This is a genomic window from Dietzia sp. PP-33 (assembly GCF_033790845.1).
GTDB lineage: Bacteria > Actinomycetota > Actinomycetes > Mycobacteriales > Mycobacteriaceae > Dietzia.
Window position 1 is genome coordinate 1 of sequence record NZ_JAMYEI010000034.1, and the last position, 415, is coordinate 415.

Genomic DNA, 415 nt, shown 5'->3' on the forward strand with positions numbered 1-415 from the left:
CTGAAGATCAAGCTGGTCGGAGACCCCACTGGAGCCCCCATCGGACCGCTTAATGCTTTCCTCCGCGACATCGTGCACATCGTCGACGGCCTGGCCTACATCGGATACCTGTGGCCGCTGTGGGACGAGAAGCGCCAGACCTTCGCCGACAAGCTGATGGGCACCATCGTGGTCGACGCTCCGGTACCGAACTCCACTGAAGGCCCGCACTGATCCTCCCGAGCGATACCGGCCGACCCGCTCAGCGGATCAGCGACTGACCCTGCACCTGGTACTGCTCACCGGTGACCCGGACGGCCGTGAGCCCGACGACCACCAACGCGGCGATCATGATCAGCAGCCCGGTGACCAGGACGACGGTGATCCCGCGGTCGGTCAACCGCCAGGACTGCGCCGCCGGGGCCGACACGGGGAG

Annotated in this window: 1 protein-coding gene; it reads left to right on the forward strand. The window is 66.5% G+C overall.

Going from position 1 to position 415, the window contains the following annotated elements:
- A partial coding sequence (locus NJE57_RS19940) for an RDD family protein (protein WP_319030229.1) occupies window positions 1-213 on the forward strand: 213 nt, incomplete at its 5' end.
- Window positions 214-415: the final 202 nt, after the last annotated feature.